This window comes from Microbacterium sp. A94 (assembly GCF_051842855.1).
Taxonomy (GTDB): Bacteria; Actinomycetota; Actinomycetes; order Actinomycetales; family Microbacteriaceae; genus Microbacterium.
In genome coordinates, this window is record NZ_JBPXMU010000001.1 from 747,144 (window position 1) to 768,953 (window position 21,810).

A 21,810-nucleotide genomic window follows, 5' to 3' on the forward strand; every position below is an offset into this window, starting at 1 on the left:
CGTGCCTAGTCCGCGTGTGGCGTGAGCCAGGACCGTGCGGATGCTGTCTGGTCCGTATCGGGGCGCTGTGAGCGCTCGACCGAAGAGGACCTGGCTTTAGTTTACGCCATAACTGCAAAAAAGCGCAGAGCCGCGCATCCTCAGGCGCGTACTTCCCCCGTCAGCAGCGCGCGCGCAGCGACAACGTCGGCAGCCATCTGCCCCATAAGTGCCTCAACACCGTCGAATGCGACCATCCCCCGCAGACGCTCGATGAACTCGACTGTCACATCGTGGCCGTACAGATCGAGCGAGTCCTCGTCGAGCACGTGCGCCTCGACCTGGCGGACCAGCACATCGTCGAATGTGGGGTTCGTACCGACCGACACCGCCGCGGGGTGGCGAAGTCCGGTGTCGTGATCGACGAGCCAGCCAGCGTAGATGCCGTCCGCAGGGACGAGGGCTCCCACGATCTCAGAGAGGTTCGCGGTCGGAAAACCGAGCTCTCGTCCGCGCTTGAGCCCGTGCACCACGACGCCGCGAACATCGACCGGACGCTCGAGCACATCGGATGCGGCTCTGACCTCTCCGTGAACGAGCAGCTCTCTGATCCAGCTGGAGGACACTCGACGCTCGGATTCGTCGAGGAAGACGTCTTCGACGACATCGACGGTGAAGTCGAACTTCGGCCCGAGCTCGCGCAGCAGGTCTGGCGTGCCGGCGCCGCGGTGTCCGAAGCGGAAGTCGCTGCCCACCAGCACGGTGGACACGCGCAGAGCGCCGACCAGGATCTCCTCGACGAAGTCTTCGGCCGAACGCGAGGCGAGCGCCTGATCGAAGGTCAGCATGAGTGTGGCATCCAGACCGAGTTCGCCCAGCAGCTCGAGCTTGCGTTCCGTTGTGACGACGTTCTCGGGGCACAGTTCGGGGCGCAGCAGCTCGAGCGGGTTGCGGTCGAAGGTAACAGCGACCGAACGGGCATCCGATTCCGCTGCATCCGCCTTGAGCCGCTCAATGACCGCACGGTGACCGGCGTGGACCCCGTCGAATTTGCCGATAGCTACGGCTGAACGTCCGAAATCGCTGGGAACCTCATGCGGGTCGCGGAAGATGATCATGCGGACACCGTCGCCGGCTTGTGGGTGCGCAGCCACCAGATGCCGAAGAGCGGAAGAACAAGCGGGATGAACAGGTATCCGCGCCCGAACACCGACCACACCGAATCGTGCTGGAACAGCTCGGGCAGTGCGATGCTGAGGCTGCCCACGACGAGGACGCCGACGAGCTCGAAGACGATAGCAATCCACGCGACTGCATACCATCCGCGCCGGCCCGCAAGAATGAGCGCAAGTGTCGCCAGGATGTACACGACAGCCGCAAGCGCCGAGAGCGAGTACGCCAACGGTGCCTCTGCGAAGCTGCGCACGATCTGGACAAAACTGCGACCGGTGGCGGCAAGCGCCATCACGGCGTAGACGATGACGAGGACTCGACCGATGCCGGTCATCTGTGTGCGAGTTTCGGTGATGCTCATAGCATCGTCCATCTTATCCGCGCGAATCCGTGCCCAGCGCCGCCGCCTACCCGATCTGAATCGTCCAGATCACTTCCATCCGCCAGAGCATGATGGCAACAGCGAATGCTGCGACCCCCAGGATGACCGTGCTCCACCGACTCCGGTCCAGCAGCGCCCACAGCACTCCCCCGATCGGCACCAGTGCCGCGGACACGAGATACACCCAGAACTCGAGCAGATCGCCGGTGGGCGGGTTGCCTGCCAACGGCGCGACTATCCCGACCACAATCTGGGCGATCAGCAGCACCTCGATCAGAGCGAGCGCCCCGACCGTGTAATCGCTCGGTCGGCGCCCTGCCATCCCCGCCACGACACAGAACAGTCCGGCGGCGACGGCGACGATGATCTGAACGATCGTGAACCACAGGATCATCGGATCTCCTCCGGCATGTTCATTGCGCTTTTCAGGTCTTTCCCCCGCTTTTCGACGATGCCGACCAGGTGACCGTCAGGATCGATCGCCGCAGCAAAGGTTCCCGCCAGTCGGGATGCCTCATCCGCCAGACGCTTGCCGTGCTTGAGATCTCGCGCCTGCTCAGCCGAGACATCCAGCGGCTGCAGAATCTGTGCGGCCGCAGCCGCCGGCGTCAGCGGCTCAGCATCTGCAAGGTCATCCAGCAGCGCAGCATCCGTCACGTCGAACGGTCCGATTCGGGTGCGGCGCAGTGCGGTGAGGTGTCCGCCCACTCCGAGCGTCTCCCCCAGATCCCGCGCGAGCGCGCGAATGTAGGTGCCCGATGTGCAGTCCACCACCACATCGAGGTCGATGACACCGTCGCCGGCACGCTGCGCGAGGATCTCGAAGCGCGATACGGTCACCGCCCGCGCTTTGAGCTGGACGTCTTCACCGGCCCGAACTCGGTCGTAGGCGCGTCGGCCATCGACTTTGATGGCCGAGACGGTGCTGGGTACCTGCGAGATATCGCCGGAGAGCGCTGCGATGCCGGCGGTGAGCTGCACCTCGGTGATGGCAGCAACGGACGCCGGATCAGCAGTGGCGGTGACCTCGCCCTCTGCATCATCGGTTGTCGTGCTCTGCCCGAGCCGGATCGTCGCGAAATAGGTCTTGTCCGCCCCCACGATGTAGGTGAGCAGACGGGTTGCGCCCTCGATACCGATCACGAGCAACCCCGTGGCCATCGGGTCCAGGGTTCCGGCGTGCCCGACCTTGCGGGTTCCGAAAGCACGACGCGTGCGAGCGACGACGTCATGACTGGTGAGCCCACCGGGCTTATCAACGAGAAGAATGCCCGACGAGACCATCCCTCAAGCCTATCGATGGTTGGTGCACGCGCGCGGACGCTCCCTCAGCCGCACACCTCGTACGGCGGTGTTTCCAGCGTGGTCACCGTAACCGCATTCGCCTGGTCGGTCGCGGTGTAGTACTCGAAGAAGATCATCGCACCTGCGGTCGGCACGCCCAGCCAGGTCCCTTCACCGATCTGCGCTTGCCCGGCGACGGCATCCGGATGCTGGGACAGCACCTCATCCTTGCTCGAGCCGATCCCCAGCCCCTCTCCGGTGCGCGGCCCCACACCCGGGGTGATCGGGTCGGCCGCGGATGTCGACACGAGCACGATGGGTTCCTGCTCCGACTCTGTCCCCCGAACGAAGTCCACGCTGTACGAGCTGTCGGAGGCGTTCCACCACGCAGCCCAGGAGCAGTGGTCATCATTGGTCCAGGTCGCCGGCAGCTCGCTCAGTGTGGCGGCGAAGTCCGCGCCGGTGTCGATGGGGCCGATGCCCAGCTCGCTGATCAACCAGGTGGACGGGTCCTCTGGATCGATCGCCGGTGTCTCCGGCGCCGGCGAAGGATTGGGTGAGGACGAGGTCGGAGGTGCTGACGAGGGCGGAGGTAACGGCGGCGGAGACGACGGGGCTGGTGCTTCCGGAGGCGCCGAGGCGCATCCGCTGAGAATGAGCGCCGATAGCATGCCGATCGCCATCAGTGCAGTCGATCTGCGCGGCATGTGAACCTCCCGGAAGCTGACGGTTGCGTCCGCGTCGGAACGCTCCGCCTAGGCTAACGAGGTGGCTGCAATCTCGACACCCCCCTTGACCGTGGCGCCGGTACTTGCACACTGGTACCGCGACAATGCTCGAGATCTGCCCTGGCGCCGCCCTCATTTTCATGAGCAGTTCGGTGCCTGGGGCACGCTGGTCAGCGAGTTCATGCTGCAGCAGACACCGGTTTCTCGGGTGATTCCCCACCTCGAGGCGTGGTTGGAACGCTGGCCGACGCCTGCTCGGATGGCCCAGGCCACACCGGCAGAGGTCGTCCAGCAGTGGTCGAATCTCGGTTATCCTCGACGCGCGCTTTGGCTGTACCGTGCGGCGATCGAGATCACCGAACGCCATGACGGTGTGGTTCCGCGCGATGTGGATGCTCTTCTCGCTCTGTCCGGAATCGGCGACTACACCGCTCGCGCAGTCGCGGTCTTCGCCTATGGCGATCATCATCCGGTTGTCGACACGAATACCCGGCGCGTCATGGCGCGCGCGCTCGAGGGCAAGTCGCAGCCCGGCGCTGCCGCGCGCCGCGACCTCACCGCGATGTCAGAGTTGTTGCCGACAGATCGAGAACATTCGGCGATCTTCAACGCCGCAATGATGGAACTCGGCGCCACCGTGTGCACTTCTCGGACACCGAAATGCGCACAGTGCCCGATTTTGGCCCAGTGCGCTTGGGCGGCGTCCGGGTATCCCGACACCGGTGACGATCGGCCGCGCCAGGCCCGATACGAGGGCTCGGACCGTCAGGCCCGCGGCGCTGTGCTCAAGTCGCTGCGAGCAGCACACGACAATACCCTGCTCCTGGATTCGGTGATCCACGACTGGGGTGAGCCCGCACAGCGCGACCGGGCGATCGACTCCCTGATCGCGGACGGCCTGGTCGAGGCCGTGGACGGGATGCTGCGGCTCCCGCGCTGAACCCCGATCAGAAGTGCCGCGCCGTCCGGTGCGCGAGCAGGGTCAGCTCGACGCGCTTGCGCACGCCGAGCTTGCTGAATACGCGTCCGGCGTGCACCTCGACCGTACGCACCGAAACGTCGAGTTCATCGGCGATCTCTCTGTTGGTCGCTCCCTGAACCACACGCATCGCCACCTCGAGCTCTCGTTCTGTCAGCAGCGGCTCCCATGCCGTCCGGCTCGCATCGAACGGATCGATGTGGTCGATGATCGCCAGTGGCGCTGTCTCGATGTGCCCTGCGACCTCACCGGAGGTATGCGCGCGGCGCAGCCGCTCCCGGGTAGCCGCAAGCCAGGCATCGGCGCCGGCATCATCGAACAGCTGACAGGCTGTGCGGAGAAACCGAGTGCCCGCGCGCGTATCGCCGCGCGTGATGTTTACCGAACCCAGCATCGCTTCGACGCGCGCACGCGCGAACGGCGACTGCAGCTCCCGCGCCGCTGCGGCAATCTCTGCGCATTCACGTCGCCATCCCGATTCCGGCAGCAAGCGGATGCGTCGGCGCAGCCCACGAGCGGCGGCCAAGTCTGGGGGCTCTACATGCGATCGCTCCGTCACGGGGCCGACCTCATCAAGACCAGGAAGTGCCAATGGATGCTCCGGCGCGCCACGATCGTGCCAGAGGGTGGCCTGCATCGCTGCGACGGCAGTTTCGCCAGCCAGATACGCCTCCAGACCGGCACTGATCAGCCCGTCGATGCGATTTCCGACCGGAAGGGTGTGCACGAGCGACAGCGTCAGCGGTTCCGGGGTTCCGAGCACCGCGATATCGAGCCGCTGCGCCAATGCGGGGCCGAGCCCGGCGAAGGCGATTCCCACCGGTGCCTGCACCGCTGCCGCGGCGAACCGCTCCAGCGCGGTGGTGATGTCGCCGCGCCAGAAGAGCAGCAGCACTTCTGTGACGGCCAGGTAGGCATCCACGACCGGACTGTGCTCGAGCCCAGCCAGCAGCGGATCCACCTCATCATCAAGACGCGTTCTCGCTCTCGCGATGAACTGCAATCCGCGATCGATGTCGCCGTCCAATGCCGCACGCAGCGCTTCGACCATGCAACGGGAGAATGCGCCCGCCGGAGCTGAATGCTTGGATTCAGCCTCGCCGCTGAGCATCCAGCACAGCGAAACAGCGCAGTCACGAATCTCCCCGCCCGCGTCGGCTCGGGCATCGGCGTCTCGTAGCTCTGCGAGCCATCCGCGCATCGCTGAGATCTCACGGCGTTCCGCGCAGAAAATGGCTGCCACTCCCGCCGCACGCGCCCATTGCTGCCACTGCTGCGCATCATCGGTGCGCGGCCGGTACTCGGCCGGGTCGAGCACGGGCATCACACCGTGGGCGCCCAACTCAGCGATCAGCAGTGGCGCCAGCGCTCCGGTTGGGTAGTCAGCAGCTCCTGTGGGGAAAACGCTTCCGAGCCAATCAGCCGCCTCGTGCATGCATCCGGCGCCCAAAGCCGCGCTTCCCGCGACCAGCCGTGCGGCGTCAGCCTGTGCTCCCACGGCATGATCCGCAGCTTCCGCCGCCAGCCGAAACCCACGCTCGACCTGCCCGGAATCGGTTTCCCGTCGGGCAGCACTCAGCAGGATCTCGACGACGGCAGGTGTGCGCTCGATCGCACCACGTGCGATGTGCCAATTGGCCTGCAGCTCCTCGCCGAGCTGTTGATGAACCCGGCCGAGCAGTTCGTGCGCGTGAGCACGATCCGCTTGAGAGGCGGTGGCCTCTATCCAGAGCGCAAAGCGATCGTCGGCGAATGCGAATCGACCGGAGGTTATGGTCAGATGCTGCGCCAGCACACCGGTGAGCACCTCGTCGGCATTGCTGTCATCAGCAGCGAGTACGAGGTCGAGTCGATCATCGGTGCACAGTGCCGCGAGCAGCAGCGAACGGAAGTTCGTGGCAGCCAGATCCAGCGAAGCGAACAGCTCCTCCACGAGGGGCACGAGCGGGAGCGGCTGCGGAAGCATCCGTTGACCGGTGCGCTGTTCCGGCGTCAGCTGCTGCGCGACCGCGATCACGGTAGCCGGATCGCCGTTCAGCTGGTTGAGCAGGTGCGCTGTGACGTGCGGTGCTACCGCGAGTCCATGCGAGAGCAACTGTGCAGAAACGCCATTGACCAGCGCACGGAGGTCGTTGCTCGCCGCGGGCGCGCTGATCGCCACCACCGCGAGTTCGGGCATCGGCTCTCCCCACTGAACACCGATCTTCTGTTTGACGCTGGAGCGCCAGTAACCGGGATCAGGGTAGCAGAGAGCCGAAAATGACTACCTGTTGTCGTCTTCGTCGTTCATATACGGGTCAGCTTCACCGGCGTGCTTTGCGCCGGCGGCGAGCTTGGCCACCTCGGCATCGCGTTCCCGCGCCTCGCGCAGCAGAGCGGAGATGTTGTCGGCGTTCTCCGGCAGAGCATCCGCGATGAACTCCAGCGTCGGCACCAGACGAGTGTTGAGATGCTTGCCAACTTCGCTGCGCAGCATGCCTGTGGCAGAAGCCAAGGCTGCACCACTGGAAACGCGCTCTTCCTCTGTTCCGAGCACCGTGTAGAAGACCGATGCGTGTTGCAGGTCACCCGAGACGCGAACATCCGTGATCGTGACGAAACCCAACCGCGGATCACGCAGCCCCTTGTCAAGGCGTTCCGCGAGGATGACGCGGATGCGGTCCGCGAGACGCGCCTGTCGTTCTCCAGCCATTTCCTTCTCCTTGGTGAGCAATGAGGGGCGCCCGCAGGCGCCCCTCATCAATCGATCAGATCAGCCGCGAGGCTTCTCGACCAGTTCTGTGGTCTCGATCTCGTCGCCGATCTGGATGTCGTTGAACTTACCCAGACCGATACCGGCTTCGTAGTCGGTACGAACCTCGGTGACGTCGTCCTTGAAGCGGCGCAGCGACTCGATGGCCAAGCCATCGGCGAGTACGACACCGTCACGGATGACACGAGCCTTGGCGTTACGCGTGATCGTACCGGAGCGGACGATGACACCGGCGATGTTGCCGACCTTCGAGGAGCGGAACACCTCGCGGATCTCGGCGACACCCGACTTGACCTCTTCGAACTCCGGCTTGAGCATGCCCTTGAGGGAGCTCTCGATCTCGTCAATCGCGGAGTAGATGACCGAGTAGAACCGGACATCCACACCTTCACGCGCCGCAGCTTCACGAGCCTTGGGGTCAGGGCGAACGTTGAATCCAACGATGATCGCGTTATCGATCGTCGCCAGGTTCACGTCGGACTCGGTCACTGCACCAACACCACGGTGGATGATGCGCAGCTGGACCGTGTCGTCGACCTCGATCTTGAGCAGCGACTCCTCCAGCGCTTCAACAGCACCAGAAACGTCACCCTTGATGATGAGGTTGAGCGTTTCGACCTTGCCCTCTTCGAGTGCACGGGTGAAGTCCTCAAGCGAGATGCGCTTGCGCGCCTTCGCCAGCAGAGCGTTGCGCTCAACGGCTTCACGCTTCTCAGCGATCTGACGTGCCATGCGGTCTTCCTCAGTGACGATGAAGACGTCGCCGGCACGAGGCACGGAGTTCAGACCCTGCACCTGCACCGGGCGCGACGGTGCAGCCTCTTCGACTGCATCGCCGTTCTCGTCGAGCATGGCGCGGACGCGGCCATAAGCGGTTCCCGCCACGATCGAGTCACCGATGCGCAGGGTTCCCGACTGGATGAGCACTGTTGCGATCGATCCACGGCCCTTGTCGAGCTTCGCCTCAATGGCGACACCACGAGCAGACTTGTTCGGGTTCGCCGTCAGGTCAAGACCTGCGTCAGCGACGAGCAGCACAGCGTCCAGGAGCTCCTGGATACCGGTGCCCTGGCGTGCCGAGACGTCGACGAACATGACGTCTCCACCGAACTCCTCTGCGACCAGACCGTACTCGGTGAGCTGCTGACGCACCTTGGCAGGGTTCGCTGCCGGCTTGTCAACCTTGTTCACCGCGACAACGATCGGGACGCCGGCGGCCTGGGCGTGGTTCAACGCCTCAACCGTCTGCGGCATGATGCCGTCGTCTGCTGCAACCACCAGGATTGCGAGGTCGGTGACCTGCGCACCACGAGCACGCATGGCGGTGAACGCCTCGTGACCCGGGGTGTCAATGAAGGTGATCGCGCGCTCGATGTTCTCGTGCTCGGTCCAGACCTGGTACGCACCGATGTGCTGGGTGATGCCACCGGCCTCACCCTCGATGACGTTCGTCTTGCGAATCGCGTCAAGAAGGCGGGTCTTACCGTGGTCGACGTGACCCATGACCGTGACCACTGGCGGGCGGATCTCGAGGTCGTCCTCGCTCTCCTCCTCCAGCTCCTTGTCCAGGTCGAGACCGAAGCCCTCCAGGAGCTCCTTGTCTTCGTCCTCGGGCGAGACCATCTGGATCTTGTAGCCCAGCTCGACACCGAGAACCTCGAACGTCGCCTCATCCAGCGACTCGGTGGCCGTAGCCATCTCGCCGAGGTTGAAGAGGATCGTCACCAGGGTTCCTGGCTGAACCGTGTAGCCGGTCAGCGTCTCGATCTTGTCAGCGAAGTCTGCGATCGAAGCGCCGCGGCGCATGCGGATGATCTCACCGTTGCCGCGGGTGACGTTGACGCCACCGACGATCGGTGCAGACCGCATTTCAAACTCTTGCCGCTTCGCCCTACGCGACTTGCGCTGCTTGGACTTGCCGCCACCCTTACCGAAGGCACCTGCGGTTCCGCCGCCAGGTCCACGGCCACGGCCACCGCCGCCACCGGGGCGACCTGCGAAGCCGCCGCCTGGACGTGCGCCGGGCCCAGCTGCGGGACCTGCACCACCGGGACGACCGGGACCGCCAGGACGCTGCTGGAACGGTGCACCACCGGGACGACCGCCCTGACCGCCACGAGGGGCGCCGGGACGGGGAGAGCCGGGACGAGGTGCTCCCGGGCGCGGAGCGCCAGGACGCGGAGCCTGCGGGCGAGGAATGTTGCCCGGAGTCGGGCGCTGTCCCATGCCCTGCGCTGAGGCGAAGGGGTTGTTTCCGGGGCGTGGGCCGGCCGGACGCTGTCCCATACCCTGCGACGAGGAGAACGGGTTGTTGCCCGGTCGCGGTGCGCCGGGCTTGGGTGCTGCATCGCCGTCAGCAGGGTTATCTGCTGCAGGCGCGGGAGCCGCGGCAGGCTTTTCTGCTTCCGGTGCCGCGGGTGCGGGTGCCGCGGGTGCGGGCTCCGCAGGAGCAGGCTCAGGTGCGGGCTTCGGCTTCGGGCCGGGCTTGGGCCCAGGGGTCGGAGCCTTCGGGCCGGGCTTGGCCGCACCGGACTTGGCGTCAGTCGCCTTTGCCGCAGCGGGCTTTTCTTCAGCCTTGGGCTTCGCTGCCGCGTCTGCCTCAATGGCAGCACGGAGCTTACGAGCCACGGGCGGCTCGATGGTGGAAGAAGGACTCTTGACGAATTCGCCGATTTCCTTCAATTTCGCGAGTGCGAACTTACTGTCGACGCCGAGTTCAGCGGCAATCTCGTGTACGCGTGGTTTGGCAGCCACAATTCTCCTGTCTGGGTTGGTCTACCCAGGCAGGGCAGACCACTAGTTGCGGACGGGTCTCATTTTGAGCCGTTCACTTTTTTTCCATAGCCATTTAGCCGTTTCTCGATGGTCTGCGTATCCAAAGAACTGGACACACGGAGTGCTCGCGCAAATGCGCGACGCCGCAATGCGGCTTCTGCACAATCTTGCGTCGGATGCAGCCACGCGCCTCTCCCGGGCATCACAGCGTCGTCATCAATAATGAGGATTTCGTTGTGAACCACCACTCTCAACAGAGCGGCTCGGGAAGCACGCACGCGACAGCCAACGCATGTTCGTACGGGTTCCATCTTACACCTCTGGGCGGCGAGCGATTTCGACTCGCCCGCTACTCGTCGAGGATGCTGTCAGGTTGGATGTCGATCTTCGCGCCGGTGAGCTTGGCGGCCAGACGAGCGTTTTGACCTTCCTTGCCGATCGCCAACGACAGCTGGTAGTCGGGAACCAGTGCGCGAACGGCCTTCGTGTTGGCATCCAACACGAAGGAGCTTGTCACCTTGGCCGGCGAAAGCGCATGGGCGACGAACGTGGCAAGGTCGACGTCGTGATCAACGATGTCGATCTTCTCCCCCGCGAGTTCTTCGGTGACGGCACGCACACGGCGTCCCATCTCTCCGATGCAGGCGCCCTTGGCGTTGATCGCCGGGTCATTCGCCTTCACCGCGATCTTGGTGCGGTGCCCTGCTTCACGTGCGAGCGACACGATCTCGACGAGACCGGCAGCGATCTCCGGAACCTCCAGCGCGAACAGCTTGCGCACCAGGCCCGGGTGAGTGCGGGACACTGTGATCTGCGGGCCCTTGAGCCCCTTAGCGACAGCGGTGACGTAGACGCGCAGGCGAGACCCATGCGTGTACTCCTCGCCCGGCACCTGCTCCTCGGGCGGAAGAATCGCCTCGACCGAACCCAGATCGACGTGGATCATGCGCGGGTTGGGCCCCTGCTGGACGACACCAGCGACGATGTCGCCTTCCTTGTCCTTGAAATCGCCGAGCACGACGTCGTCGGCGATGTCGCGCAGCCGCTGGCTGATGACCTGCTTCGCGGCGAATGCTCCGATGCGCCCGAAGTCGCTCGGAGTCGCATCCTCCTCGCCGATGATGGCGCCTTCTTCGTCGGTGACCGGCTGAAGCACGGCGACGTGGCCGGTCTTGCGGTCGAGTTCGACGCGAACGCCTGCGGGAACGGCGCCGTCTTCAGAGACATGCTTTCCGTATGCCGTCAGGACGGCCTGCTCGATGATCGCGACGAGTTCTTCGAAGGGGATAGCCTTCTCCTTCTCGATTCCGCGCAGCAGCCCCAGTTCGATCTCCATAACGGCCTCCCTATTCAGCTCTCGCCGCAGCATCCTGCACGCGCGGCACCGTACTACGATACCCGCTCTGGCGCGAGGTGTCAGTCAGCCGTCGGTGTGCGCGGTGCCGAGTGCGTTGATCGCGGCGATGAGCCGGTAGAGCCCGCCGACCTCGCGCTGGCGCAGACGCAGCGCCAATCGCGGCAGGTCGATGCGATCGTTGTCTTCGACTTCTGCCGGTACTGCGGCGGTCACGGTGATGCCGCCATCGACGATGAGATGCCCGAACTCGGCGTTGAGCGCTTCGACTTCGGCATCGGTCGGCGTGTTCTTCAACCGCAGCAGCAGCACGTCATCGACCCAGCGCAGCGAGTCATAGTTGCGCCAGAACTCCGTGATTTCAGCGACAGCAGCTTCAGCAGAATCTGTGACGAGCACGCGGTCGAAGTCGTCTGCTGAGATGACACCAGCAGGGATGAGCGACTCGTTCACGAATCGCTCGAGTCCCTTCCAGAAGGAACCGCCAGCCTGATCCAGAAGAACGATCGGCATTGGCTCTGCTTTGCCGGTCTGCTGCAGCGTGAGCAACTCGAACATCTCGTCCATCGTGCCGAAACCGCCAGGAAGACAGATGAAGCCGGTGGATTCCTTGACGAGCATGAGCTTGCGTGTGAAGAAATACTTCATCTCTACCGAATGCGTGTCTTTGGCGACAACCGCGTTCGGCTTCTCTTCGAACGGCAGCTGGATAGACACTCCGAGCGCCATCTTCTCGCCGGCGCCCTCTGCGGCAGCCTGCATGATGCCAGGCCCTGCCCCGGTGACGACCATCCAGCCTCGTTCGGCGAGCACGGCGGTGACGTCACGAGCCTGTTTGTAGAGCGGGTCGTCCTGCTGCGTGCGCGCCGAACCGAACACAGTCACCTTCGGCACGTCCGCGTAGGGCTGGAACAGGCGGAACGCATCGTGCATCTCGACGATCGCCGCGGAGGCGATCTTCAGATCGAGACGATCGGTGCCTTCTTGCCCGAGCCGGATGCCGGTCGTGACGATCCGGCGGATCAACGCACGGTTGCGCGTGATGCCGGATTCGGTCAGGAGCGCATCGACCGCCACGGTGAGGTCGGACTGCTCAGGGGTCATGATCAGCCCTTCAGCTTCGCGATCGCCTCGTCGACCGAGAGCGCCTCGCGCTCCCCCGTGCTGCGGTTCCACAGCTCGACCTGACCCTCTGCGGCGCCGCGTCCCACGACGAGGACGCGGGGAATTCCCACCAGTTCCGCGTCGCCGAACTTCACACCCGGTGAGACCTTGGGTCGGTCATCGTAGAGCACGTCCAGACGCGCCTGTTCCAGCTGCTTGGCGATGTCTTCGGCGACGTCGTAGGCGATCTGGTCGCGACCGGCGGCGACGAGGTGCACGTCGAAGGGCGAAACAGATGTCGGCCAGATCAGGCCCTTATCGTCGTTGTTCAGCTCAGCGATGATCGCGAGGATGCGGGTCACCCCGATGCCGTAAGAGCCCATGGTGACGGTGACGAGCTTGCCGTTTTCGTTGAGCACCTTGAGCCCGAGAGCTTCGGCGTACTTGCGGCCGAGCTGGAAGACATGGCCGATTTCCATTCCGCGCGCGAGCGAAACGGGTCCTGAGCCGTCGGGTGCCGGGTCGCCATCGCGGACGTTCGCGATCTCAACGATGCCGTCGGCTTCGAAGTCACGACCGGCGATGACCGAGTAGGCATGCTTCTGATCGATGTTCGCCCCGGTGATCCAGCGGGTTCCTTCAGAGACCCGAGGGTCGACGAGGTAGCGAATCCCGGTGGCCGACTCTTCGCCGAGCACCGCTCCTGTGGGCGACCAGGGCCCGATGTACCCCTTGACCAGCAGCGGGTTGTTCTCGAAGTCTTCATCTGTTGCTGTCGACACCTCAGCTGGCGCGAAGGCTACCTCGGCACGCTTCTGGTCGACCTCGCGGTCACCGGGAATGCCGACGATGACGAGCTCACGCGTGCCGTCGAGGTGCGTCAAAGCGAGTACGACGTTCTTGAGTGTGTCTGCTGCGGTGTACTCGCCATCAAGGACGGCGTTGGAGTGCTCGACCAACGTCTCGATCGTCGGGGTATTCGGCGAGTCGAAGATCGTAGCGGCTTCGGCGTCGTCGAACGGCACAGCATCCGGCACCGCGGTTGTGAACGCTTCAACGTTCGCTGCATACCCGCCCGCGCTGCGGACGAAGGTGTCTTCACCGACAGGTGTGGGGTGCAGGAACTCCTCGCTGCGAGACCCACCCATCGCGCCGGCATCCGCCTGCACGATCACGTACTCCAGGCCGAGACGCTGAAAAATGCGCTCATAAGCGTCGCGCTGCGCCATATAGGAAACTTCCAGGCCCTCATCGGAAGCATCGAAGGAGTAGGCGTCCTTCATCGTGAACTCGCGTCCGCGCAGCAGCCCGGCGCGCGGCCGTGCCTCATCGCGGTACTTGTCCTGAATCTGGAAGAGTGTCAGCGGCAGATCCTTGTACGAGGAGTACAGATCCTTGACGAGGAGAGTGAAAGCCTCTTCATGCGTCGGTGCGAGCAGGTAGTCGCCACCCTTGCGGTCCTGAAGACGGAACAGGAGATCACCGTACTCATCCCAGCGACCGGTCGCCTCATATGCTTCACGCGGCATCAGCGCCGGGAAGTGGACTTCCTGGGCGCCCGCGTTCGCCATCTCCTCGCGGACGACCGTCTCGATCTTCGCCTTTACCCGAAGGCCGAGCGGAAGCCAGGCGAAGATACCGGCAGCCTGCCGCCGGATGTAGCCGGCACGGAGCAGCAGCCTGTGACTGGTGACCTCCGCTTCGGCGGGGTCTTCACGGAGCGTACGGAGGAAGAATTTCGAGAGACGAGTGACCACGCGTCAAGTCTAGTGACCCGGGGCGGTGTCAGTTGAGTGCGCGCGTGTTCTCCGGGATCACGCCGTCGAGATACAGGCTGGATGCCACGTCCTGAAGTGCGGTGAGCGCGACGCGCTGAGTCGTCGGACCGTAGGAGATCCGTGCGACGCCGAGCGCCTCGTACTCTGCGGCAGTGAGGGCGCCAGGCAGGCCGATGACGCTGACTTTTCGCTGGCCGATTCCCTCCACGAGCTGGCGGGTGACATCGGCATTGAGAATGCCGGGGACGAAGACGCTTGCAGCTCCTGCATCCAGGAACGCGCGTCCGCGTTCGATCGCGTCAGCGATGCTCTCCTCGACCGGACGGCCACCCGCGCGGACGAACGCATCGGTACGTGCGTTGAGAACGAACGGCACTCCCTCGGCTTCACCAGCCTTGACGATCGCCTCGACAACCGCGACGGATTCTGCCAGCGGCTTGAGGCGATCTTCGACGTTCGCGCCGACGATTCCGGCGGCGATCGCCAACCTGGTGGTCTCCCCCGCATCGTCGTAGCCGTCGTCGAGATCTGCGCTGACCGGAAGCTCGGTGGATGCTGCGATCCGCCCGACCATGTCGATCATCAGCTCGCGGGGAATCTGCCCATCCGGGTAGCCGAAGGTTGCGGCGATCGAGTGACCGGCGGTGGCGAGCGCTGTCGTCTCGGGCAGAGCCGTGATGGCTTTGGCAGAGATCACATCCCACACATTCACCACACGGAGGATCTCCGGTGCGTCATACAGAGCGAGGAGGGTCTGGGCTTTGGCTGCGGCGGTCATATCTCCACGCTAGCGTCCCCGCGCTCCGGGTGGGCCGATCTTTCACCGTGTGACTTCGAAGACGCCATGAGCGCCACGCTCGGCATCGATCATGATGTGCGAGACGAAGGGGTAGTGCCCGGCCTCGGGAAAGGCGAGCTCAACGAATCCGCCCTGAGCGGGCAGCAGCGACAGCGCCTGGGATCCGGTGTCAACCGCATGATCGATGAGATAGCGCCCCTCTAACCAGACGGTATCGAACTGACCGCCGACGACGTGGAAGCTCGACGCACGGTTGGGCCCGGCATCCAGAACCCATATCCGCACACGCTCGCCGACCTTCGCCGGCAGCGGCGCGTGATCGTACTGGTTCGCATAACCATTGAAGACGACCAGATCGGGCTTCTCCTCCGCCAGAGCCTCGACGTCGACCTCTCCGCCAGCGTGGTCGCCGAGGTAGAACTCGTTCTGGATCAGCACGTAGCTGCGACCGACAGATGCCAGATCTGCGGGCTCGATCACGACGGCGCCGAACATTCCGTTGGCGATGTGCGCCGTCATCGGCTTTGTGGAGCAGTGATACATCCAGATCCCTGAGCGGGTCGCGGTGAAGGTGTAGGTGAGCCTCTCCCCTGGCGCGATCGTGCGCATCGGTTCATCGGGAGCGAGCGCGCCGGCATGGAAATCGATCGAATGCCCCATCGACCCATCGTTCACGAGAGTCACCTCGAACGTGTCGCCCACTCTGCCGTGCAGCGTGGGGCCAGGTGCGGTGCCGTTGTACGTCCACAGCGTCTGCGTGATTCCTGGCGCGACTTCCGTGACGGCGTCTTGCACCGTCAGCGTGACCTGGTGCGTGGTCGGGCTGTCGGCTGCGGGTAATGCCGGCAGGAGCGCGTCATACGGCCGGAAGCCTTCTGCCGGTGTGGCATCCATGCCCATACGGCCGGCGTCATCCATCGCCGCGTGATCATGCGCGTTGTCGCCTGCGGGGTCCGATTCGCCTGCGGAGTCCGATTCGCCCGCACCGACAGCGATGATCAAGAGCGTCATGCCCATCTGCCGGTGCCCGATGATCGAGCACCACCCATCGATGTCCTCGGTGATCACACCGACATCGATCTGCTCCGATTCACCGGGTGCGAGACGCGTGCCGCCGGTACCGTTCTCGAGGAGAAGATCATGCACCTGCGCCTCATCGGTGTTGGTCATCTCGATCACCAGTCGCGTACCCACCGGCACCTCGATGACATCCGGCGTGAAGCGCATATCCGCGGCCTCCACCTGCACCACCTGAACCGGCGCATCCGCATCACCGGAAGCCTGAGCGCCCCAGCCGATCGCCAACGGATCGATCACCGCACACACCGCGACGGTGAGCACGACAGCGATCAGCCCGGCGATGGCCTGCCCAGCCCGGTGTCCTGGCTGCTGGGCACCTTCCGGAACGATCGGACCCCGGCGGGCCTTGCCCAATCGCTGATGCGCGGCTTTGGCGCGCCGCTGAGCACGCATCGCGATCAGCATGATCACGAGGAACGATGCCATCGCCACGAGGTACAGGATGGATGCTGCCACCCGCATCAGAGAAGATACCGGCAGCGCGCACACCACCAGCGCAGCATTCGCCGTCGCCACCCGCAGCGCTCCGAACCGGTCGAACGCCGCTGTCCCCACCCGCACCGGGGTCGGGCCGCCCCCGAGGACCACGGGGATCAGATAGCTGAGGGCGCCCGGGAGCACCTGTGCCGCAAACCCGGCAACGAGGAAGGGCACGGTCTGGGAAACGATCGGTGACAGTCCAGCGATGCCACTGCCGCTGCTGCTGACCGCAGCCGTGCCGATGATGAGGACCGCAATACATCCTGCCCACCAGAGCAGGGCCATTCCCACCGACAGTGCGGCGAAGGTTCGCGGCGGCGCCTGCCGTGCTGCGCGCCAGAGCGACACCCCGATGACGACGAGACCGGCGAAGTATGCCAGCAGTCCGAGTGCGAGCATCGGCAACCAGGCGAGCGCCGCTCCAGCCGCGGCGACAAGCACCCCCAGCGCAAGCAGCGGGAGCGCACGGGCCGCGCCGATCGCGGCGTGTTCATCAGCGCGGGTGCGAAGAATCGTCGGCCACAGTGTGACAACGGTGCCTGCGACGACGAGCCCGATCCAGCCGAGCACGTTCAGCAGTGCATGGGCCAGGACGAGGTTCGGTGTGGCCCCTCCCCGAGCGAGCCATCCGCCCAGTGCTGCCCCGGCCACGAGCAGGGCCGCAGCCACGATGTAGAACCGGATGGTGCGCCCGAAGCGTCCCGGCATGCTCCGCTTGGCTCGACGGTACAGACTCACGCCATGCCAGGAGACTGCAGTGATCAGCAGGGCCGCACCGAGCAACGAAAGCGGCCACACTCCCAGCGGAACGCCGAGGAGGATCAGCGCCGCACCGGCATTTGAAAGCGCCAACCGCACGGTCTGTGTGCGGCGCTCGGCGATCGTCGCGGCACTGCGAAGCAGCGCAAAGGAGAAGTACTGGCTCCACACCAGGATCGCGTGCGTGACGGCGCCCAACAGCAGCAGGTGAATCATGAGCCAGTTCGGGATGGGAAGCGAACGGTGCATGAGCACTGCTGCCACCGTGAGCAGCAGCCAGATCACCGTCGGCAGATCGCGGGCCGCCCAGAAGCCGCGGGCCGGGGCCTTTGCCATGTCATCCGACGACGCCGTCGCGATCTTCATCGGACTTCTGCTTTCCGAGCGGTTCCCATGATCGCGCTCACCAACGCGGTGAGCACGAACAGCACGAGTGCGAGCACGCCCAACGCGCCGCACAGCTGCCAGCCGAGCGGAATGCCCAGTCCGTCTCCGATCCAGATCCGCACGACCAGCGCGGCATGAAGCAGCACCGCTGGCACCCAGAACGCCGACCGATACGGCAGTGAGATTCCGAGGACAGCGGGAAGGATCGTCGTGGCGTGCGCCATGATCATCGAGAAGGTATAGCCGAGGAACACCGCGTGTATGACGGCGTCGTATCGCGGCTGAGAATCGGGCTGTCCGAGCAGCAGCACAGCGCCGGCGAGTGCCAGCCACAGGTACCCGCCCAGGATGCAGGCGGCCATGTACCGTGTCACCCCGGTCGAGCGGATCGTTCGCCTCGCGACATCATGAATCACCAGCCATCCGGTCAACGACAGCAGGGCAAGGCCGAGCAGAATCGCTCCGGCATCCGGCAGCACCACACTCACCGTCAGCGCGGCCGTGACCACCCAACCGTGCACGAGCAGGCGCACTCCGGCATGCGGCCCCATCGTGATGCGCGCGAGCTCGACGCGCTCCGCGGCAATGGTGAGCACGATGAACCCGATCATCCAGACCAGCACACGTGACATGTCTTCCTGGACGAGCCACAGCAGCGTTCCCACCAGCGCGAGAGCTGCGCCCAGCAGTTGCGTCAGCAGCGCGGCATCATATTGGCGGCGCCACAGCGGGATGTAGAGCAGGACGAATGCCGCGGCTCCCGCGACAAGCACTGCCTTGGCTGCCATCAGGGGCACGATCGGCATGAGAAGTGCAATACCCCCGAGCCCGAGCAGCGCCGGGGCGATGAACCCGTACCATCGGCGGAGGGCAGTGGCACGCTCCAGCGCGATCAGCGTTCCGACGAATCCGATCGTCAGCAGCATCCCGTGCACCTGAGGCAGTCGCGATCCGCTGATCGGCGCAGGCAGGCCGATCAGCTGCAGCCCGGCATTCAGGCCCGCAAGCAGCGCGACACCGGCGGGCAGCATCCAGATCAGGCGCCACGATGGTGCACGGCGACGGATGCCGGCACTCATGCCCGAGCACGCAGTCGCAGAACGCAGGCTCCGTCGTCCGCGAACGGGGTCAGACTGCTTTCCAGGTCAGCGCCGTTCGCCCGAGCGATGCCTTCGACCATTCCCTCATGCACCGCGCAGACGACCGCGGTGTTGCCTGCAGCTGCTGCAAGCAGCGGACAGGTGTGCAGACGCACGATTGCACCGTCATCTTCCGGCCCGAAGCCCTGTTCGCGCATGACATCGACGACGAGTGCGCGGGCTGCGGCATCATGCGAGTCGCGGCCCGCAGCGGACGTCGAGCGATCTGCGACGAGCTGTGACCCCCAGGTGATGCCGGCCTTCCTCGCAGCTGCGGAGGGCGTCGACGAGGCCTGCCCGAGCGCACCGGCCAGTGTTGCGGCGAGCCCCGCATAAGCACTCAGACCGGTGGGTTCGACCGCTCGCCAACGCCAGGCCGGACGCCCACGCCCCGCGGCCCTGTCCTGTTCGCGCCGGATGTATCCATCGGCCCGCAGCCGCTCGAGGTGACCGCGCACGGTGTTCTCATGGAGGCCGGTCGCTTCCACGAGCTCTGCGGTCAGCGCATCAGGCAGACGCTCGATCGCTCGCAGGAGTCGCTCGCGCGTCGGCGAGTGCCGTCGACCGGCTGCCGTGCGCCGACGATCTTCAGCGGCCATGTTTTCCACGGGATTAAGTATAGTTAAATACGGGCATCCGCACGGCATACCAAGGGGAGAGATCATGGGACACATCGAGATTCAGCGTTCGCGCGCAGAAGCCGTCGATCAGAATCCGACCGCGGGATGCACCTGCGGCGAGGTCGATGAAGAACTCCCCGAACTGGATGTGCAGACGATTCCGCATGCTGTCCGCCACGCGGCGATCTTCGGGGCCATCGAATCGCTACGGCCCGGTGCGGGCATGATCGTGTCCGCCACGCATGACCCCGTGCCGCTGCTCGACCAGCTGACCGCTCGCCACGGCGATGCCTACAACACGCGATACCTGGATCGCGGGCCGAAGCGCTGGCGCATTCTGATCCGTAACGCCGGCTGAGGCCCCGCTTCAATAGCCGATCAGTCGGATGCCGGATCCACAGCGATCACTGTGAGCGTCATGCCCATGGCTCGGTGGTTGGATATCGAGCACCATCCATCGATGTCTTCTGTGATGACGCCGACGTCGATCGTCTCAGATTCGCCGGGAGCGAGGTGAGTTCCGGCGACGCCATTGGCGAGGACGAGGTCGTGCATCTGCAGTTCGTCGGTGTTCGTCAGCTCGATCACCAGCCGAGTACCCACCGGCACCTCGATGACATCCGAGGTGAAGCGCATGTTGGCTGCGTCGATCTCGACGACCTGAACCGGCGTATCCGCGTCAGCAGCTGACCCCGCGCCCGCACAACCCGTAAGGGTCAGCATGATCGCGAGCAGGGCAACAACAACGATCCTCATCAACGTCCTGCTTTCCTCTGACCTAGTTTGATGCACTCTCCAGTATCCGCGATTGACGCGCATAAGCTGAAGTCATGCCTCAGCGCCGATCGCACATAGCCCCTTCCGCCGTCCAGAGTGAGCTCGCCGCCGCGCTTGCTGCTCTGAGGGAAGAGCTGGATGCGCCCACCGAATTCTCACCCGAAGCGCTGACCGAGGCATCCCTAGCGGCGCCTGCGGAGCCGGGTCTCGACCTGCGAGACGTTGAGTTCGCCACGCTCGACCCCGCCGGGTCGATGGATCTCGACCAAGCGTTCCATCTGGCTCGCGCGGGTTCCGGATTCGTGGTTCGGTACGCGATCGCAGATGTGCCGGCTTTTGTGAAGCCCGGCGGAGCGGTTGACGCCGCAGCGCGCGAACGCGGACAGACACTCTACGCGGCAGACGGGCGCATTCCGTTGCATCCGGCGGTGCTCAGCGAGGATCATGCGTCGCTGCTGCCCGATGTCGACCGCCCGGCGCTGGTGTGGACATTCGACCTCGCATCCGACGGAGCAGTCTCGACGTTCCGCCTGGAGCGCGCGCTGATTCGTTCACGGGCAAAGCTCGACTACGTCACGACCCAGCAGGCGCTCGATCGCGGCGACGACTCCCCGGCGTCTCTGCTGCAGGAGATCGGTGAGCTTCGCATCGCGATCGAGCAGGCGCGCGGCGGTGCGAGCCTGAACATGCCCGATGAAGAGGTCATCCAGAACGACGATGGAACCTACTCGATCGAGCGTGCGCACGCGCTTCCGATCGAAGAGTGGAATGCGCAGCTCTCGCTGATGACCGGCATGGCGGCCGCCGAGCTGATGGTCACAGCCCAGGTGGGAGTGCTGCGAACGATGCCCGCGCCGGACGAGAAGTCGTTCGACGCGTTCCGCCACCAGACGGAGGCGCTTGGGCGTCCGTGGACAACGGGTGAGTACGGCGAGTATCTGCGAAGCCTCGACCGGGAGGATCCGCTGACGCTTCCGGTTCTCGAGGCCGCGGCCTCGCTGTTCCGCGGTGCTGGTTACGTGAGCTTCGACGGATCTGTTCCGGACGACATCGAGCAGGCAGCCATCGCTGCGCCGTACGCGCACGCCACAGCTCCCCTGCGCCGCCTCGTCGACCGCTGGTCGCTCGCGATCTGCCTCGCCATCGCACAGGGGGAAGAACCCCCAGCCTGGGCGCGTGAGTCGTTGCACGAGTTGCCCGAGCTCATGCAGACCTCATCGCAGCGAGCATCGCGGCTGAACGCCGAGACCATCAATCGGGTGGAGGCGGCTCTGCTGACTCCCCTGGTCGGCTCCACGATCGAGGCGACTGTGATTGAACTGCGCAACGGCGGCGAGCGCGCCGCGATCCAGATCGCCGCGCCCGCAGTGACCGCAACCGCACCGGTACCCGCCGGCACGAAACCCGGAGAGGTCATCTCGGTGACGCTCGTGCGCACCGACATCTCTACGGGCGAGATGGAGTTCGCGCTGAAAGCGTGA

General features: G+C 64.9%; 21 protein-coding genes. 4 read left to right on the forward strand and 17 right to left on the reverse strand.

Annotated features, from left to right (window positions below; all coding sequences use genetic code 11):
- Positions 1-140 precede the first annotated feature (140 nt).
- The 5 genes from ACSU1L_RS03795 to ACSU1L_RS03815 all read right to left on the reverse strand — a co-directional run bounded on the left by ACSU1L_RS03795 (position 141) and on the right by ACSU1L_RS03815 (position 3,315).
- A complete protein-coding gene (locus ACSU1L_RS03795) occupies positions 141-1,097 on the reverse strand; it encodes a bifunctional riboflavin kinase/FAD synthetase (RefSeq protein ID WP_439254766.1) in 957 nt (318 codons plus the stop codon).
- Positions 1,094-1,486 (reverse strand): hypothetical protein, encoded by a 393-nt coding sequence (locus ACSU1L_RS03800; protein WP_438253715.1) that lies wholly within the window; start codon positions 1,484-1,486, stop codon positions 1,094-1,096. The genes ACSU1L_RS03795 and ACSU1L_RS03800 overlap by 4 nt, the downstream gene beginning before the upstream one ends.
- 73 nt (positions 1,487-1,559) lie before the next feature.
- Positions 1,560-1,928 (reverse strand): hypothetical protein, encoded by a 369-nt coding sequence (locus ACSU1L_RS03805; RefSeq protein WP_438253671.1) that lies wholly within the window; start codon positions 1,926-1,928, stop codon positions 1,560-1,562.
- A complete protein-coding gene (truB, locus tag ACSU1L_RS03810; protein ID WP_438253670.1) occupies positions 1,925-2,818 on the reverse strand; it encodes a tRNA pseudouridine(55) synthase TruB in 894 nt (297 codons plus the stop codon). Before truB ends, ACSU1L_RS03805 begins: the two co-directional genes overlap by 4 nt.
- Positions 2,819-2,862: 44 nt before the next feature.
- Positions 2,863-3,315 carry a hypothetical protein gene (locus tag ACSU1L_RS03815; protein ID WP_439254767.1) on the reverse strand — a complete coding sequence of 151 codons (453 nt, stop codon included), beginning with the start codon at positions 3,313-3,315 and terminating at the stop codon, positions 2,863-2,865.
- Here ACSU1L_RS03815 and ACSU1L_RS03820 point away from each other — a divergent pair.
- Both ACSU1L_RS03820 and ACSU1L_RS03825 read left to right on the forward strand, forming a co-directional pair.
- Positions 3,296-3,529 (forward strand): hypothetical protein, encoded by a 234-nt coding sequence (locus ACSU1L_RS03820; RefSeq protein ID WP_439254768.1) that lies wholly within the window; start codon positions 3,296-3,298, stop codon positions 3,527-3,529. The two genes, ACSU1L_RS03815 and ACSU1L_RS03820, sit on opposite strands and share 20 nt — an antisense overlap.
- 57 nt (positions 3,530-3,586) lie before the next feature.
- Complete coding sequence (locus tag ACSU1L_RS03825) at positions 3,587-4,486, forward strand: A/G-specific adenine glycosylase (RefSeq protein ID WP_439254769.1); 900 nt, start codon at positions 3,587-3,589, stop codon at positions 4,484-4,486.
- 7 nt (positions 4,487-4,493) lie between these two features.
- Here the strand turns inward: ACSU1L_RS03825 and ACSU1L_RS03830 are convergent, their stop codons facing one another.
- The 11 genes from ACSU1L_RS03830 to ACSU1L_RS03880 all read right to left on the reverse strand — a co-directional run bounded on the left by ACSU1L_RS03830 (position 4,494) and on the right by ACSU1L_RS03880 (position 19,531).
- The gene (locus ACSU1L_RS03830) at positions 4,494-6,704 is read right to left on the reverse strand and encodes a response regulator transcription factor (protein ID WP_439254770.1); all 2,211 of its coding nucleotides are present in this window, start codon (positions 6,702-6,704) and stop codon (positions 4,494-4,496) included.
- 84 nt (positions 6,705-6,788) lie between these two features.
- A complete protein-coding gene (rbfA, locus tag ACSU1L_RS03835; protein WP_438253665.1) occupies positions 6,789-7,217 on the reverse strand; it encodes a 30S ribosome-binding factor RbfA in 429 nt (142 codons plus the stop codon).
- Positions 7,218-7,277: 60 nt separating this feature from the next.
- On the reverse strand, positions 7,278-10,031 hold the full coding sequence (gene infB / locus ACSU1L_RS03840; protein ID WP_439254771.1) for a translation initiation factor IF-2: 2,754 nt from the start codon (positions 10,029-10,031) through the stop codon (positions 7,278-7,280).
- A 59-nt stretch (positions 10,032-10,090) separates the two neighbouring features.
- A complete protein-coding gene (locus ACSU1L_RS03845) occupies positions 10,091-10,363 on the reverse strand; it encodes a YlxR family protein (RefSeq protein ID WP_438253663.1) in 273 nt (90 codons plus the stop codon).
- Positions 10,364-10,401: 38 nt separating this feature from the next.
- Positions 10,402-11,388, reverse strand: coding sequence for a transcription termination factor NusA (gene nusA / locus ACSU1L_RS03850; protein ID WP_439254772.1), 987 nt, complete (start codon positions 11,386-11,388; stop codon positions 10,402-10,404).
- Positions 11,389-11,472: 84 nt separating this feature from the next.
- Complete coding sequence (locus tag ACSU1L_RS03855) at positions 11,473-12,510, reverse strand: TIGR00730 family Rossman fold protein (RefSeq protein ID WP_439254773.1); 1,038 nt, start codon at positions 12,508-12,510, stop codon at positions 11,473-11,475.
- 2 nt (positions 12,511-12,512) lie between these two features.
- The gene (locus ACSU1L_RS03860; RefSeq protein WP_438253660.1) at positions 12,513-14,267 is read right to left on the reverse strand and encodes a proline--tRNA ligase; all 1,755 of its coding nucleotides are present in this window, start codon (positions 14,265-14,267) and stop codon (positions 12,513-12,515) included.
- 28 nt (positions 14,268-14,295) lie between these two features.
- The gene (locus tag ACSU1L_RS03865; RefSeq protein ID WP_438253659.1) at positions 14,296-15,066 is read right to left on the reverse strand and encodes an isocitrate lyase/PEP mutase family protein; all 771 of its coding nucleotides are present in this window, start codon (positions 15,064-15,066) and stop codon (positions 14,296-14,298) included.
- Between the two features lie 42 nt (positions 15,067-15,108).
- On the reverse strand, positions 15,109-17,772 hold the full coding sequence (locus ACSU1L_RS03870) for a multicopper oxidase domain-containing protein (RefSeq protein ID WP_439254774.1): 2,664 nt from the start codon (positions 17,770-17,772) through the stop codon (positions 15,109-15,111).
- Complete coding sequence (locus ACSU1L_RS03875; RefSeq protein WP_439254775.1) at positions 17,769-18,872, reverse strand: hypothetical protein; 1,104 nt, start codon at positions 18,870-18,872, stop codon at positions 17,769-17,771. The genes ACSU1L_RS03870 and ACSU1L_RS03875 overlap by 4 nt, the downstream gene beginning before the upstream one ends.
- The gene (locus tag ACSU1L_RS03880) at positions 18,869-19,531 is read right to left on the reverse strand and encodes a helix-turn-helix transcriptional regulator (protein WP_438253714.1); all 663 of its coding nucleotides are present in this window, start codon (positions 19,529-19,531) and stop codon (positions 18,869-18,871) included. Before ACSU1L_RS03880 ends, ACSU1L_RS03875 begins: the two co-directional genes overlap by 4 nt.
- Before the next feature lie 64 nt (positions 19,532-19,595).
- On the opposite strand from ACSU1L_RS03880, the gene ACSU1L_RS03885 reads away from it, so the two are divergent.
- The gene (locus tag ACSU1L_RS03885) at positions 19,596-19,910 is read left to right on the forward strand and encodes a DUF2249 domain-containing protein (RefSeq protein ID WP_438253656.1); all 315 of its coding nucleotides are present in this window, start codon (positions 19,596-19,598) and stop codon (positions 19,908-19,910) included.
- A 20-nt stretch (positions 19,911-19,930) separates the two neighbouring features.
- Here the strand turns inward: ACSU1L_RS03885 and ACSU1L_RS03890 are convergent, their stop codons facing one another.
- Complete coding sequence (locus ACSU1L_RS03890; RefSeq protein WP_439254776.1) at positions 19,931-20,308, reverse strand: cupredoxin domain-containing protein; 378 nt, start codon at positions 20,306-20,308, stop codon at positions 19,931-19,933.
- A gap of 74 nt (positions 20,309-20,382) precedes the next feature.
- Between ACSU1L_RS03890 and ACSU1L_RS03895 the strand changes: the two genes are divergently transcribed.
- Complete coding sequence (locus ACSU1L_RS03895) at positions 20,383-21,810, forward strand: RNB domain-containing ribonuclease (protein WP_439254777.1); 1,428 nt, start codon at positions 20,383-20,385, stop codon at positions 21,808-21,810.

What these genes read in the sequence shown, in the direction of transcription:
- ACSU1L_RS03800 (WP_438253715.1), bottom strand. Translation starts at nt 1,486, where the DNA reads ATGACCGGCATCGGTCGAGTCCTCGTCATCGTCTACGCCGTGATGGCG.
- ACSU1L_RS03805 (WP_438253671.1), bottom strand. Translation starts at nt 1,928, where the DNA reads ATGATCCTGTGGTTCACGATCGTTCAGATCATCGTCGCCGTCGCCGCC.
- truB (WP_438253670.1), bottom strand. Translation starts at nt 2,818, where the DNA reads ATGGTCTCGTCGGGCATTCTTCTCGTTGATAAGCCCGGTGGGCTCACC.
- ACSU1L_RS03885 (WP_438253656.1), top strand. Translation starts at nt 19,596, where the DNA reads ATGGGACACATCGAGATTCAGCGTTCGCGCGCAGAAGCCGTCGATCAG.
- ACSU1L_RS03855 (WP_439254773.1), bottom strand. Translation starts at nt 12,510, where the DNA reads ATGACCCCTGAGCAGTCCGACCTCACCGTGGCGGTCGATGCGCTCCTG.
- rbfA (WP_438253665.1), bottom strand. Translation starts at nt 7,217, where the DNA reads ATGGCTGGAGAACGACAGGCGCGTCTCGCGGACCGCATCCGCGTCATC.
- nusA (WP_439254772.1), bottom strand. Translation starts at nt 11,388, where the DNA reads ATGGAGATCGAACTGGGGCTGCTGCGCGGAATCGAGAAGGAGAAGGCT.
- ACSU1L_RS03795 (WP_439254766.1), bottom strand. Translation starts at nt 1,097, where the DNA reads ATGATCATCTTCCGCGACCCGCATGAGGTTCCCAGCGATTTCGGACGT.
- ACSU1L_RS03830 (WP_439254770.1), bottom strand. Translation starts at nt 6,704, where the DNA reads ATGCCCGAACTCGCGGTGGTGGCGATCAGCGCGCCCGCGGCGAGCAAC.
- ACSU1L_RS03870 (WP_439254774.1), bottom strand. Translation starts at nt 17,772, where the DNA reads ATGAAGATCGCGACGGCGTCGTCGGATGACATGGCAAAGGCCCCGGCC.
- ACSU1L_RS03820 (WP_439254768.1), top strand. Translation starts at nt 3,296, where the DNA reads ATGCCCAGCTCGCTGATCAACCAGGTGGACGGGTCCTCTGGATCGATC.
- ACSU1L_RS03875 (WP_439254775.1), bottom strand. Translation starts at nt 18,872, where the DNA reads ATGAGTGCCGGCATCCGTCGCCGTGCACCATCGTGGCGCCTGATCTGG.
- ACSU1L_RS03845 (WP_438253663.1), bottom strand. Translation starts at nt 10,363, where the DNA reads ATGGAACCCGTACGAACATGCGTTGGCTGTCGCGTGCGTGCTTCCCGA.
- ACSU1L_RS03895 (WP_439254777.1), top strand. Translation starts at nt 20,383, where the DNA reads ATGCCTCAGCGCCGATCGCACATAGCCCCTTCCGCCGTCCAGAGTGAG.
- ACSU1L_RS03865 (WP_438253659.1), bottom strand. Translation starts at nt 15,066, where the DNA reads ATGACCGCCGCAGCCAAAGCCCAGACCCTCCTCGCTCTGTATGACGCA.
- ACSU1L_RS03890 (WP_439254776.1), bottom strand. Translation starts at nt 20,308, where the DNA reads ATGAGGATCGTTGTTGTTGCCCTGCTCGCGATCATGCTGACCCTTACG.
- ACSU1L_RS03880 (WP_438253714.1), bottom strand. Translation starts at nt 19,531, where the DNA reads ATGGCCGCTGAAGATCGTCGGCGCACGGCAGCCGGTCGACGGCACTCG.